The organism is Spongiivirga sp. MCCC 1A20706 (genome assembly GCF_046524175.1).
GTDB lineage: Bacteria > Bacteroidota > Bacteroidia > Flavobacteriales > Flavobacteriaceae > Spongiivirga.
In genome coordinates this window covers 397523-410143 of the sequence record NZ_JBEFZF010000002.1, presented here as the reverse complement: position 1 = coordinate 410143, position 12621 = coordinate 397523, and the positions used below count along the sequence as shown (strand labels likewise).

General features: G+C 36.4%; 12 protein-coding genes. 11 read left to right on the top strand and 1 reads right to left on the bottom strand.

Features of this window, described 5'->3' with window-relative positions:
• Window positions 1-29 precede the first annotated feature (29 nt).
• The 4 genes from kbl (at window position 30) to ABN763_RS05920 (ending at window position 6484) form a co-directional block, all read left to right on the top strand.
• A complete protein-coding gene (gene kbl, locus ABN763_RS05935) occupies window positions 30-1223 on the top strand; it encodes a glycine C-acetyltransferase (RefSeq protein WP_410484518.1) in 1194 nt (397 codons plus the stop codon).
• Window positions 1224-1346: 123 nt separating this feature from the next.
• Window positions 1347-2702 (top strand): OmpA family protein, encoded by a 1356-nt coding sequence (locus ABN763_RS05930; RefSeq protein WP_410484517.1) that lies wholly within the window; start codon window positions 1347-1349, stop codon window positions 2700-2702.
• Window positions 2703-2907: 205 nt separating this feature from the next.
• Complete coding sequence (locus tag ABN763_RS05925) at window positions 2908-5652, top strand: PD-(D/E)XK nuclease family protein (RefSeq protein ID WP_410484516.1); 2745 nt, start codon at window positions 2908-2910, stop codon at window positions 5650-5652.
• Window positions 5642-6484 carry an alpha/beta hydrolase family protein gene (locus tag ABN763_RS05920; protein WP_410484515.1) on the top strand — a complete coding sequence of 281 codons (843 nt, stop codon included), beginning with the start codon at window positions 5642-5644 and terminating at the stop codon, window positions 6482-6484. The genes ABN763_RS05925 and ABN763_RS05920 overlap by 11 nt, the downstream gene beginning before the upstream one ends.
• A 14-nt stretch (window positions 6485-6498) precedes the next feature.
• Here the strand turns inward: ABN763_RS05920 and ABN763_RS05915 are convergent, their stop codons facing one another.
• A complete protein-coding gene (locus ABN763_RS05915; RefSeq protein WP_410484514.1) occupies window positions 6499-7212 on the bottom strand; it encodes an SDR family oxidoreductase in 714 nt (237 codons plus the stop codon).
• A 126-nt stretch (window positions 7213-7338) separates the two neighbouring features.
• On the opposite strand from ABN763_RS05915, the gene ABN763_RS05910 reads away from it, so the two are divergent.
• Genes ABN763_RS05910 through ABN763_RS05880 form a run of 7 tightly spaced genes read left to right on the top strand, consistent with a single transcriptional unit; the run spans window position 7339 to window position 12617 of the window.
• Window positions 7339-7506, top strand: coding sequence for a Lacal_2735 family protein (locus ABN763_RS05910; protein WP_410484513.1), 168 nt, complete (start codon window positions 7339-7341; stop codon window positions 7504-7506).
• Between the two features lie 7 nt (window positions 7507-7513).
• The gene (locus tag ABN763_RS05905) at window positions 7514-7795 is read left to right on the top strand and encodes a TIGR03643 family protein (protein WP_410484512.1); all 282 of its coding nucleotides are present in this window, start codon (window positions 7514-7516) and stop codon (window positions 7793-7795) included.
• 2 nt (window positions 7796-7797) lie between these two features.
• Entirely contained in the window at window positions 7798-8910 is a 1113-nt protein-coding gene (locus ABN763_RS05900) for an FAD-binding domain-containing protein (RefSeq protein WP_410484511.1), read from the top strand.
• The gene (locus tag ABN763_RS05895; protein WP_410484510.1) at window positions 8903-10363 is read left to right on the top strand and encodes a deoxyribodipyrimidine photo-lyase/cryptochrome family protein; all 1461 of its coding nucleotides are present in this window, start codon (window positions 8903-8905) and stop codon (window positions 10361-10363) included. The genes ABN763_RS05900 and ABN763_RS05895 overlap by 8 nt, the downstream gene beginning before the upstream one ends.
• Window positions 10364-10996, top strand: coding sequence for a flavin reductase family protein (locus ABN763_RS05890; protein ID WP_410484509.1), 633 nt, complete (start codon window positions 10364-10366; stop codon window positions 10994-10996).
• Window positions 10993-11136 carry a DUF2256 domain-containing protein gene (locus ABN763_RS05885; protein ID WP_410484508.1) on the top strand — a complete coding sequence of 48 codons (144 nt, stop codon included), beginning with the start codon at window positions 10993-10995 and terminating at the stop codon, window positions 11134-11136. Before ABN763_RS05890 ends, ABN763_RS05885 begins: the two co-directional genes overlap by 4 nt.
• Window positions 11133-12617: a cryptochrome/photolyase family protein gene (locus ABN763_RS05880; RefSeq protein WP_410484507.1), complete on the top strand. Its 1485-nt coding sequence runs from the start codon at window positions 11133-11135 to the stop codon at window positions 12615-12617. The genes ABN763_RS05885 and ABN763_RS05880 overlap by 4 nt, the downstream gene beginning before the upstream one ends.
• The last annotated feature ends 4 nt before the right edge of the window (window positions 12618-12621 follow it).

Sequence of the window (12621 nt, the reverse complement as noted above, 5' to 3'; positions counted from 1 at the left end):
CTAATTTTGCACTTTTAAACACACCAATCATGTACGGAAAGATTAAAGAACACCTGCAATCAGAAATAGCAGATATTAAAGAACAAGGTCTTTTTAAAAAAGAACGCATCATTACTTCACCTCAAGATGCTGTCATTAAAATTAGCACGGGAGAAGAGGTTATTAATTTTTGCGCGAATAATTATTTAGGTCTTTCATCACATCCTGATGTAATACAAGCGGCTAAAGACACCCTTGACTCACATGGTTTCGGCATGTCATCGGTACGTTTTATTTGTGGTACACAGGATATTCATAAAGAACTAGAGCAAAAGATAGCCGACTTCTACCAAACGGAAGATACTATTTTGTATGCTGCTGCTTTTGATGCTAACGGTGGTGTATTCGAACCTTTACTTACAAAAGAAGATGCGATAATATCCGACTCCCTAAACCATGCCTCTATTATTGATGGAGTTCGTTTATGTAAAGCAGCTCGGTACAGATATCAAAATAATGATATGGCTGATTTAGAGGCTCAGCTTCAAAAAGCCAATGATGATGATGCCCGTTTTAAGATTATCGTTACCGATGGGGTGTTTTCTATGGATGGGTTGGTGGCTCCGCTAGATAAAATATGTGACCTTGCTGACCAATACGATGCCATGGTGATGATTGATGAATGTCATGCAGCAGGTTTTATTGGCAGTACGGGTCGTGGCACCTTAGAAGATAAGAAGGTAATTGACCGAATTGACATTATTACCGGAACTTTAGGAAAAGCCCTAGGTGGTGCGATGGGTGGTTATACAACCGGCAAAAAGGAGATTATCGAAATACTTAGACAACGCTCTAGACCTTATTTATTTTCAAACTCATTAGCTCCTGCTATCGTTGGCGCTTCTATTAAGGTCTTCGATATGTTGAGTAATGACACTAGCTTACGAGATCGCTTAAGTGAAAATACTGACTACTTTAAAAAACGAATGATCGATGCCGGCTTTGATATTATAGATGGTGATTCGGCTATAGTTCCTGTAATGTTATATGACGCAAAGCTATCTCAGATAATGGCCGATAAGTTATTAGAAGAAGGTATCTATGTAATAGGTTTCTTTTTTCCAGTTGTACCAAAGGGCAAGGCCCGTATTCGCGTTCAACTATCGGCAGCTCATACCAACGAACATTTAGACAAAGCTGTTGAAGCTTTTACTAAAGTTGGTAAGGAATTAGGGGTACTCTAAATCGTTTGGTACTCGCCGTTATTTCTTACATTATTCCAAATTTTTAATATATTTACCTTTGTTAATAAAATTTAACAACTTACATTTGTCGATAATTAAAACTTTAAATTAAACAAATTGAACATGAAACATCTTAGCAGATTACTAATTGCTGTATTGCTTTTTGCAGGTATTAGCAATGTGAGCGCACAAGACAAAAACAACCCGTGGCAATTTAGCTTTGGTGTGAACGCCATTGACCTCTATCCAACTAATTCTGACAAAGCTTTTGCAGGACCCTGGTTCGATGAGTACTTCAATGTATCTGACCACTGGAACATTTTGCCTTCTATTTCTACTATTGCAGTATCTAAGTACGTAGGTGATGGATTCTCTTTAGGTGCTAGAGGGTCTTTAAACAGAATCGACAAAGCTGGTGACGTAAGTGTTGACGATCTTTCTCACTATGCTATCGACGGTACTATTAAGTATAACCTTACTGAAGGTAAAAAATTCGATCCTTTCGTTGAGATTGGTGGTGGTTATACTTGGGTTGATGAAATAGGAGCTGGAACCATCAACGGTGGTTTAGGTTTTAATTACTGGTTTACTGAAAACTTAGGTTTAAATGTTCAATCTAGCTATAAGCACGTATTCGAAAATTATGGTTTCGAGCACTTCCAGCACGTATTAGGTCTTGCTATTCGTTTTGGTGGTACTGACACTGATGGTGACGGTATCTATGACAAAGACGATGCTTGTCCAGAAGTTGCTGGTCTTGAGGCTTTCAACGGATGTCCTGATACTGACGGTGATGGCATCGAAGATAGTAAAGATGATTGTCCTGATGTAGCTGGTCTTCCTGCATTAAATGGATGTCCTGATACTGACGGTGATGGTATTGCTGATAAAGATGATGCTTGTCCTAACGAAGCTGGTTCTAAAGAAATGAATGGATGTCCTGATGCTGATGGTGACGGTGTTGCTGACAAAGATGATTCTTGTCCTAACGAAGCTGGTCCATCTGAAAACAAAGGATGCCCATGGCCAGATAAAGATGGTGATAGCGTTCTTGACAAAGACGATCAGTGTCCAGATGTTGCAGGTACTGTTGCTAACAACGGTTGTCCTGAAGTAACTGAAGAAGTTCAGAAGAAATTAAATGATTACGCTAAGACTATCTTATTTGATACTGGTAAGTCTACAATCAAATCTCAGTCTGAAACTGTATTAGGTGACATTATCAATATCTTAAAAGAGTACCCTAATGCTAAATTTACAATTGAAGGTCATACTGATAGCGTAGGTAGAGCATCTACTAACCAGCGTCTTTCTGATGAAAGAGCTAACTCTGTGATGAACTACTTAATCACAAACGGTATTGCTTCTAACAGACTTTCTGCTACTGGTTACGGTGAAGATAAGCCAATCGCTTCTAACAAAACTAGAGCGGGACGTGCAAACAACCGTCGTGTAGAAATCAACTTAGTGAAAAACTAATTAGATTATCATATATAATTCAAAAGCCTCGGCATAAATGCCGAGGCTTTTTTGTTTATAATACCTTAATAGCCTCCTCTTCAAAACAGGAGGCTTTTCCTTTTTCATCTCCTGCAAAACCTATAATTATTCTTACTTTTAACAAGTACATTTTCTCTTTCACCGCATGTCCCAAGACTCGTTTATTAAAACACTCATTACAAATGTGACTAGCAATCACAATGCATTGCATGAGCTTACCTTCATATTGCCAAGTAAGCGTGCCGGGGTCTTTTTGTTACAGGCGTTGAGAAAGCAAATTACCAAGACAACCTTTGCCCCTAAAATTTTAAGTATAGAAGAGTTTATTTGTGAATTATCTGGGCTTCAACCTGCAGATAATACACAATTACTTTTTGAATTTTATAAGGTGTATGTTGAACTCACTCCATCAAAAAATCAGGATTCATTCGAAACATTTTCTACCTGGGCGCAAATATTGTTACAAGACTTTAACGAGATTGACCGCTACCTTGTGCCACCGGCTGAGATATTAAATTACCTAAGTGAAATAAAAGATATAGAGCATTGGTCAGTTCAACCTGATAGAACTGAAATGGTAAAGAATTATCTTGCTTTCTGGAGTCGGTTACATACATATTACACCCATTTTACTAACAACTTGGTAAATCAGAAAAAAGCGTATCAAGGACTAATATATAGAGCTGCGGCAAAAAAAGCGAAAACCTATGCCCAAGAAACTAATAACAAACATATTTTCGCTGGTTTCAATGCACTTAATAATGCTGAACAAGAAATTATACAACAACTTCTTGAAGCAGAAAAGGCCGAGGTATTTTGGGATACCGATCGAGTTTTCATGAACGACTCCATACATGCAGCATCCATGTTTTTGCGTAGTTATAAAAACAAATGGGCTTATTATCAATCCAACTCTTTTAATTGGGAATTTGACACTTTTGCATCATCCAAAAACATTCATATTAAGGGTGTTCCTAAAAATATTGGTCAAGCTAAATATATAGGGTACTTACTTGATCAACTAGTCAAAGAAAATAACTCGCTGCAAAATACGGCAGTCATTTTAGGCGATGAACAATTGCTAATCCCCATGTTAAATGCCATCCCAGAAAGTATTCCTAACATGAATATCACGATGGGGTTCCCATTAAAAGCAGCACCAATAACCACATTATTTGAGCTTTTGTTCAGCTTACATGAAAAAAATGAACAACGATTATATTATCAAGACGTAATTCAAATACTATCGCATCCCAATGTTCGCCAATGGTTGTTTGCAAAACAGACAGATCAAGCTCAATTAATCATTGATTATCTACAACAAAACAATATCATTTTTACAAATATTGATCAACTAAACACCATTACTAGTAGTGAAATAAAATCTGAAATTTCTTTGCTTTTTGAATCCTGGAACAATAGTCCAAAAAAAGGAATTGAGCAATTACAAACACTTATCCTAGCATTAAAGGAAAAAAAGCGAAATAGTGAACAGAAAGACGCATTGCTTTTAGAATACCTATTCCGTTTTCACCAGCTGTTTAATCAGCTTCATCAACTAAATGAGACATATCATTATTTAAAATCAGTCAAGGCATTACATAAAGTATACAAAGAGCTGCTCAGCATTGAAACCCTCGATTTTCAAGGTGAACCTCTAGAAGGGCTGCAACTCATGGGTGTGCTGGAGTCTAGAGTTTTAGATTTTGAAACAGTCATTATAACCAACGTAAATGAAGGTGTATTCCCCTCAGGAAAAACACAAAATTCGTTTTTACCATTTGACTTAAAACTGCAATATAAATTACCCACCTACCAAGAAAAAGATGCTATTTACACCTATCATTTTTACAAACAACTACAACGTGCAAAAAATATTTATTTAATATACAATACAGAGCCTGATGCCTTGAATGGTGGTGAGAAAAGTCGATTTATTAATCAGTTAGAAATTGAGAAGCAACCCAATCATTATATAACACATGAAAATTTAAACACTCCTGTACCAAAACTACATAACACATTAAGGTCAATCCATAAAAATGATGATGTCATTAATCGTTTAAAAGAAATTGCCGCTAAAGGATTTTCACCTTCATCCCTAACCAATTATATTCGAAATCCGATCGATTTCTTTAATCAGAAAATTTTACAAATACGCCAATACGATGAGGTTGAGCAAACCGTAGCGGCCAATACACTGGGCACTATTGTTCATGAAACATTAAAAGTATTTTATTTACCACTTCTTGATACGTTACTACATGAGGAGCATATTATTAATATGAAAAAAAATGTTGATGCAGTAGTAACACATCATTTCAATGAAGTGTATAATAGTGAATCCATTAATGAAGGGATGAACCTAATTATTTTCAATGTCGCTAAACGCTATATTGAAAACTTCTTGAATGCGGAGTTAGCTGAAATTAAAAAAGGCAATCAAATTAAAATACTTCATATAGAAAAGGACTTTAGTGCTCCTATTCACATAGACCAATTACCCTTTATGATTAATGTAGTTGGTCAAGTTGATCGAGTTGATGTTTATAATGGCACCCTGAGAATTATTGATTACAAAACAGGAAAAGTTAATCCGTCTGAAGTGCGATTATACGATTGGGGCCTTATCAATACAGATTACAAAAAATACAGTAAGAGCTTTCAAGTATTGTGCTATGCTTTTATGATTAACCATCACTATCCTTTTACAAGTCCGGTGGAAGCAGGTATCATCTCTTTCAAAAATCAAAAAGAAGGCTTTCAAAAATTTGGAGTGAGAGAAAAACCTACGGGGTACAGCAAAATAGACACAAATATTACTAGCCAAACTCTCAATCTGTTCACTACAGAGCTTAAAAAGCTGATTATTGAGTTATTCAATATTAATATCCCCTTTATAGAAAAAGAAACTGAGTATGACAATTAATAAAAACCAAGTACTTAGCCGTAAAGGCGATAAACCTATGTTGGTTGACTTCTTTTACCAGTCAAACAACAAACCAAAACCTATAATCATTTTTTGCCACGGTTATAAAGGCTTTAAAGATTGGGGGTGCTGGGATTTGGTGGCAAACTCCTTTGCTAAAAATGGCTTTTTCTTTATAAAATTTAATTTTTCCCATAATGGAGGCACCATTGAGCAACCTGTAGACTTCCCCGACTTAGAAGCCTTTGCTTACAATAATTACAGCAAGGAACTTGATGATCTAGGCGATTTGATTAACTGGGTTCTAGAAAAAAATAAGATTCAAGAAGAGATTAATAAAAACGATATTTCACTTATTGGTCACTCTCGCGGCGGTGGTATTGTCACCTTAAAAGCCGCACAAGATAGTCGAGTTACCAAAGTAATTACATGGGCGGGTGTTAGCGACTATAAGAAGCGGTTTCCGAAAGGTGAAGCCTTTAATAAGTGGAAAAAAGATGGTGTGTACTATGTTGTAAATGGAAGAACAAAACAAGAAATGCCACATTACTTTCAATACTTTGAAGATTTTGTAACGAATGAAGAACGGCTGACTATTAAAACGGCCTCACAGCAATTAACCATCCCGCAATTAATTATTCATGGTACTGCTGACGAATCGGTATCTACAAATGATGCTGCTGATCTGCATTGGTGGTATCCACTGAGCAAAATTCAATGGATTGAAGGAGCCAATCATGTTTTTGGGGGGAAACATCCTTGGGATGAAGAAACCCTACCAGAACACCTATCACAGGTAGTAGCTGAGACTATTAAATTTGTAAATACCTAAGAACTTTTTGAAGTTTATTTTAAATCAGGTCTTGTCGGCCTCACCTCGATCTTACTAGGCAACGTTCTAGGGTGCATTGTCAGCAAGTCGATCACCAACTTACCAATATCTTCCGGTTGAATTTTCCAGGCATCTTTATCATTTGGTATATGATCATTAAAATAAGTGGCAACCGATCCCGGCATAATGGTCGAAACTTTTACCCCATACTTTCTAAGATCGAGCATTGCAGCCTGTGTAAAACCCACTAATCCAAATTTAGATGCATTATACCCAGCACCCTGAGCAAAAAAGTTGGTCCCTGCTAAGCTGGCTAGGGTAATATAATACCCTTCTGATTTTTTTAAGGCTTCTACACTTGCTTTTAAGGTAAAAAATGCTCCGGTCAAATTGGTATCGATCATCTGTTTCCAAGCATCTTCAGAAAGGGTATCGACAGCGCCAAAATTACCTACTCCAGCATTCGCTAAAACCACATCGAGCTGCCCCCATTTTTCTAGTATTTGCTTAACCGCATTATTTTCATCTTGTAAATTTGTCACATCAGATGCAACTGCTAATACCCGATCGCTATAACCTAAACTAGTCGCTGCTTTTTGAGTTGCTTCTAAATGACGACCACTAATAGCAACACGCATTCCCATTTCTAACATTGCTTGTGCAACACCATAACCAATCCCTTTTGTACCGCCTGTAATATAGGCCACTTTATCCTGTAATGAACTCATCTATTTCTCTGTTTGTTTTGTAAAAGTATAACCATCTATTATAATTTATCTCATTTTTAAGGAAACATTTACAACGAATAAAATTATTTTGTTTAATATTATTGAATTATCTTTAAACAAAAAATTATGTTCGGTTTTTTAAAAAAGAAATCAGAGAAAGAAAAGCTACAAGATCGCTACAAAAAGTTGCTAAAAGAAGCACATGCCTTATCAACAATAGATCGCAAACAAAGTGATCAAAAAACATGGGAAGCTGATCAAGTTCTTAAACAAATAGAGTCGCTCTCACAATAGTAAATTAATGTCAGAATTTAACGAAAGACAGCTAGATCGCATTATCGAAATGGCATGGGAGGATCGTACTCCTTTTGAAGCGATTCAATATCAATTTGGTTTGCCTGAAAAAGAGGTGATCAAGCTCATGCGAAAAACACTTAAAGAAAGTAGTTTTAAACTATGGCGCAAAAGGGTGAACAGCGGAGTAAGTCAAAAGCATCTTAAAAAACGTAATCCGGATATAGATCGTTTTAAATGCTCTCGTCAAAAAAATATTTCCAATAACAAGATCAGCAAAAGACGATAAACATGGTTGGTGTGATTGATAATGATTTTCCAATTGCTATTGATGCTATCAATGATAGAATTGATCAAATAGACCCGGTTCGATACGGCAAGACAAGAAACTTTATTGATGGTGCAGTCACCCGATTATCACCCTACATATCCCGCGGGGTGATTAGTACAAAACAATTGTTGAATCGGGTATTAAATAAGGGATACAAACCTTATGAGATTGAAAAATTTATACAAGAGCTCGCTTGGCGAGACTATTGGCAACAAATATGGATTAGTAAAGGAAATGAAATCAATACCGATTTAAAGAGGCTTCAGGATGATGTCTCTAATCACCAACTCGCTGTTGCTATTGACAAAGCTAAGACTGGAATTACTGCCATTGACAATGCTATTCTAGGGTTATATGAAACTGGATATATGCACAACCATATACGCATGTATACTGCTGCTATTGCATGTAATATGGCTAAAAGTCATTGGTTTATTCCCGCCAAGTGGATGTATTATTATTTATTAGATGGTGATTGGGCCAGCAATGCCTTAAGCTGGCAATGGGTAGCTGGCGCTAATGCCAATAAAAAATATGTGGCTAATCAAGAGAATATTAATAAGTACTGTTATACGAAGGATCAACATACCTTTTTAGATGTACCCTATGAAGCCTTTAACCATTTTCAAACCCCACAAATCTTAGAAGATACATTTGTTCCCGAATTAAAGACTTCTTTCCCGCAAACAGCATCACTTTCAATTATCGAAAACGTCCCAACATCGATTTTTAATTATTACAATTTGGATCCGAATTGGATGAAGGATTTGGAAACTAATAATATTTTATTGCTCGAGCCTTCTCATTTTGACCAATACCCTATATCAGAAAACAGTATGAATTTTATGCTTGAACTTGCTGAAAACATTCCAAATATTCAAGTTTTTGTAGGAGAGTTTGGCGAATTAATTAACACATATGGTTTAAGCGATATCCACTATAAAGAACATCCCTTAAATAAGCACTATACAGGAACCAAACATTCGCGAGACTGGATGTTTGATGTTACAGGATATTATTCATCATTTTTTGGGTTTTGGAAGCGATGTAAAAAACAGCTTAGGCATGTCTAAACCTTTAGTCAATATTGTATGGATGAAAAGAGATATCCGCTTGCAAGATCATCAGCCATTATTACATGCTGAAAAAGCTAACGTACCCTACATCATTATCTATCTTTTTGAGCCATCGATAATTACGTATAAAGATACTTCAACCAGACACTTGCAATTTATTTATCATTCATTGCTTCATTTAAATAGTAAGTTGGCTTCCTACAATAGGGCTGTGATAATAATGCATACCGAGGCTATTAAAGCATTTTCATTTTTAATGGATCATTATACCGTTAAGCGCGTTTTTAGCTATCAAGAGAGTGGAACACAAATTACATATGATCGTGATAAATCAGTCGCAACTTTTCTAAAAGAAAAAAAAATATTCTGGAAGCAATTTCAACGTGATGGTATTGTTAGAGGTATTAAAAACAGATACGGCTGGGAAAAACAATGGCAAATTTATGTTCGAACGATCATTGAGCCAAATACCTTTACCGTCAGCAGTTTAAATGAAATAGAAAACCCTTTTAAATTACCTACGAAACTACTTAAAAAAATAGCAGTTTATCCAGATCATTTTCAACCTCCTGGTGAAGACAATGCTTGGCGATATTTAAAATCATTCGCTAGCGGACGTGGGTTTCAATACCACAAACACATTTCAAAACCAACCAAGAGTAGAACCTCATGTGCTCGCATATCTCCCTATTTATCTTGGGGGAATATATCAGTAAGGCAGGCCGCTCAATTTCTAGGCACGCATAAAAACGCGCCAAAAAATAAACGTGCATTTTCGGCGGCCCTAACTCGGCTTACATGGCACGACCATTTTATTCAAAAATTTGAGGTTGAGTGCGCTTATGAAACCCGATGTATTAATCATGGTTTTGAGTTACTACGACATACCAAAAACGAACAATTTATAAACGCTTGGAAAACAGGAACAACCGGATACCCAATGGTCGATGCTAATATGCGTTGTGTACTAAAAACCGGATGGATTAATTTTAGAATGCGTGCCATGCTAGTTTCATTTCTGTGCTTTAATCTCGATCAAGATTGGCGATCGGGGGTGTACCATTTAGCGAGGCAATTTCTAGATTATGAGCCTGGTATTCATTATCCACAATTTCAAATGCAGGCTGGTACCACAGGTATTAACACCATACGTATGTACAACCCAATAAAACAATCACAGGAGCACGACCCTGAAGGTATTTTTATAAAAAAATGGGTGCCAGAGCTTGCTAATGTGCCTATAATGCATATTCATGAACCATGGAAGATGACATTGATGGAACAAGAACTATTCGGTGTCACTATCGGCAAAAACTATCCAAAACCTCTTGTTGACCTGAATAAAAGTGCCAAACAAGCCAGAGATAAGGTTTGGGGGCATCGCAAACACATTAAGGTACAACAAGACAAACAACGAATTTTACAAACACATACTAATAGAAAAAGATAAATGCATTTTACCAATCAAGACATCAAAACAATGGATCGCGTAAAAAGGCTGAAAATAATGAATTCCGTTAGCGGAATTAAGCCTGCCAATCTATTGGGTACAGTCTCCAGTAAAGGTGTTGAAAATGTTGCGGTTTTCAGTTCAGTATTTCACCTAGGAAGTAATCCGCCTTTGGTTGGATTCATTTTGCGTCCTGTTGATGAAGTCCCTCGAAACACATACGACAACTTTAAGGAAAATGGTCAATTTACGATCAATCATATTTCAACATCATTTATTAAAAATGCGCACTATACATCAGCCAAGTTTCCTGCAGAAGAATCTGAATTCGAAAAATGTAATCTCACACCCGAATATATAGCAAACTTTAAGGCCCCTTTTGTAAAAGAAAGTGCCTTTAAAATGGGGCTAGAATTCGTTCAAGAAATCGATATTGAGCTTAATGGCACTAAGATGATTGTTGGTGAAGTACAACATCTTGTGGTACCTGAAACAAGCTACATAGATGATGACATTGATCTTGCAGCGATTGATGTGGCCGGCATATCGGGTTTAAACACCTATTACAGCCTAAAAAAAATAGCAACGTTCCCCTATGTAAGACTTTCTAATTTTCCGGATTTTGAACAATGAGAGGCGTCAAAAAACAGCACTTACCTAAGAAAATATGTCCTGTTTGCGAACGCCCTTTTAGTTGGCGTAAAAAATGGGAACGTAATTGGGATGAAGTAATTTATTGCAGCCACCGATGCAGAACCAACTCAAAAAAATGAATCAAATTAATCTAGTATTTCCGCATCAATTATTTGAAGAAAGTCAACTGTTACAAAATGACTTTTCTTTTTATTTAGTTGAATCATTTCTGTATTTCAAACAGTACCCATTTCATAAGCAAAAAATAGCATTGCATCGAGCAAGTATGCAGTTTTACATGGGTTTTCTAAAGAAAAAAGGGAAGGAAGTAAGACTAATAGAAGCCGGAAAAGAGGAAGCTGATGTCAGAAATCTAATACCCTTTCTAGCGTCAAACGATGTACAGAAAATTCATTTGATTAATCCCATTGATGATTGGCTCTCTAGAAGAATGATAACCGCATCTAAGGAACATAACATTGAGATTATGGAATATGAAAGTCCAATGTTTTTGAATTCTCAAACTGAAATTGAAGATTATTTCAAGAAGGATAAAAAGAAATATTTTCAAACAGACTTTTACGCCAAAGAACGCAAAAAAAGAAGGATACTTGTTGATGACAATTTGAATCCGGAGGGAGGAAAATGGACCTATGATACCGACAACCGAAAAAAATATCCGGCCAAAAAAGAACCTCCTGCTATTCAATTTCCTGATAGCAATGCATACTTTAAAGAAGCAACGAAGTATGTTGATGCGAACTTCAGTTTGCATTACGGAGAATTAGGCGATCAACAACTATACCCTATAACTTTTGAAGAAAGCAGGGGTTGGCTGCGACAGTTTTTTGAACAGCGTTTTGCTGAGTTTGGCCCTTACGAAGATGCGATCGTTAACGAACATTCTATTTTAAACCATAGTGTATTGACTCCGATGATGAATATAGGCCTGATCACACCTAAGTACGTTATAAAAGAAGCAATCAACTATGCCAAAGACAATAATATTCCTTTAAATTCATTAGAAGGTTTTGTTCGTCAAATAATGGGGTGGCGTGAATTTATGCGAGGGTTATATGTAAGTATTGGCAGGAAGGAAAGAACCATGAATTACTGGAATTTTACCCGTAAAATACCTGACTCCTTTTATAACGGAACAACAGGAATAGAACCTATTGACAATACAATTAAGAAGTTATTAAAAACAGGATACTCTCATCACATTGAACGTTTGATGGTACTTGGTAATTTTATGTTGCTATGTGAGTTTGATCCTGATGAAGTATATCGCTGGTTTATGGAGCTTTATATTGATGCATATGACTGGGTGATGGTACCAAACATTTACGGGATGAGCCAATTTGCTGATGGCGGACTCATGGCTACTAAACCCTATATAAGCGGTAGTAATTATTTGATGAAGATGAGCAATTACAAAAAAGGAGATTGGCAACCCATTTGGGATGGACTTTTTTGGAGGTTTATGGACACCCATCGTGATTTTTTCTTGAAAAATCCAAGACTAGGAATGCTCGTACGAATGTTTGATAAAATGGATGCTGATAAAAAAGAAAAGCATCTTTTAAACGCCGAAAACTACCTACAATCTTTAGATAATTAATAAC

Excerpts from the sequence above, each read along its gene's own strand:
- ABN763_RS05885 (WP_410484508.1), top strand. The coding sequence starts at position 10,993 with ATGAGAGGCGTCAAAAAACAGCACTTACCTAAGAAAATATGTCCTGTT.
- ABN763_RS05890 (WP_410484509.1), top strand. The coding sequence starts at position 10,364 with ATGCATTTTACCAATCAAGACATCAAAACAATGGATCGCGTAAAAAGG.
- ABN763_RS05895 (WP_410484510.1), top strand. The coding sequence starts at position 8,903 with ATGTCTAAACCTTTAGTCAATATTGTATGGATGAAAAGAGATATCCGC.
- ABN763_RS05905 (WP_410484512.1), top strand. The coding sequence starts at position 7,514 with ATGTCAGAATTTAACGAAAGACAGCTAGATCGCATTATCGAAATGGCA.
- ABN763_RS05880 (WP_410484507.1), top strand. The coding sequence starts at position 11,133 with ATGAATCAAATTAATCTAGTATTTCCGCATCAATTATTTGAAGAAAGT.
- ABN763_RS05930 (WP_410484517.1), top strand. The coding sequence starts at position 1,347 with ATGAAACATCTTAGCAGATTACTAATTGCTGTATTGCTTTTTGCAGGT.
- ABN763_RS05910 (WP_410484513.1), top strand. The coding sequence starts at position 7,339 with ATGTTCGGTTTTTTAAAAAAGAAATCAGAGAAAGAAAAGCTACAAGAT.
- kbl (WP_410484518.1), top strand. The coding sequence starts at position 30 with ATGTACGGAAAGATTAAAGAACACCTGCAATCAGAAATAGCAGATATT.
- ABN763_RS05900 (WP_410484511.1), top strand. The coding sequence starts at position 7,798 with ATGGTTGGTGTGATTGATAATGATTTTCCAATTGCTATTGATGCTATC.
- ABN763_RS05915 (WP_410484514.1), bottom strand. The coding sequence starts at position 7,212 with ATGAGTTCATTACAGGATAAAGTGGCCTATATTACAGGCGGTACAAAA.
- ABN763_RS05920 (WP_410484515.1), top strand. The coding sequence starts at position 5,642 with ATGACAATTAATAAAAACCAAGTACTTAGCCGTAAAGGCGATAAACCT.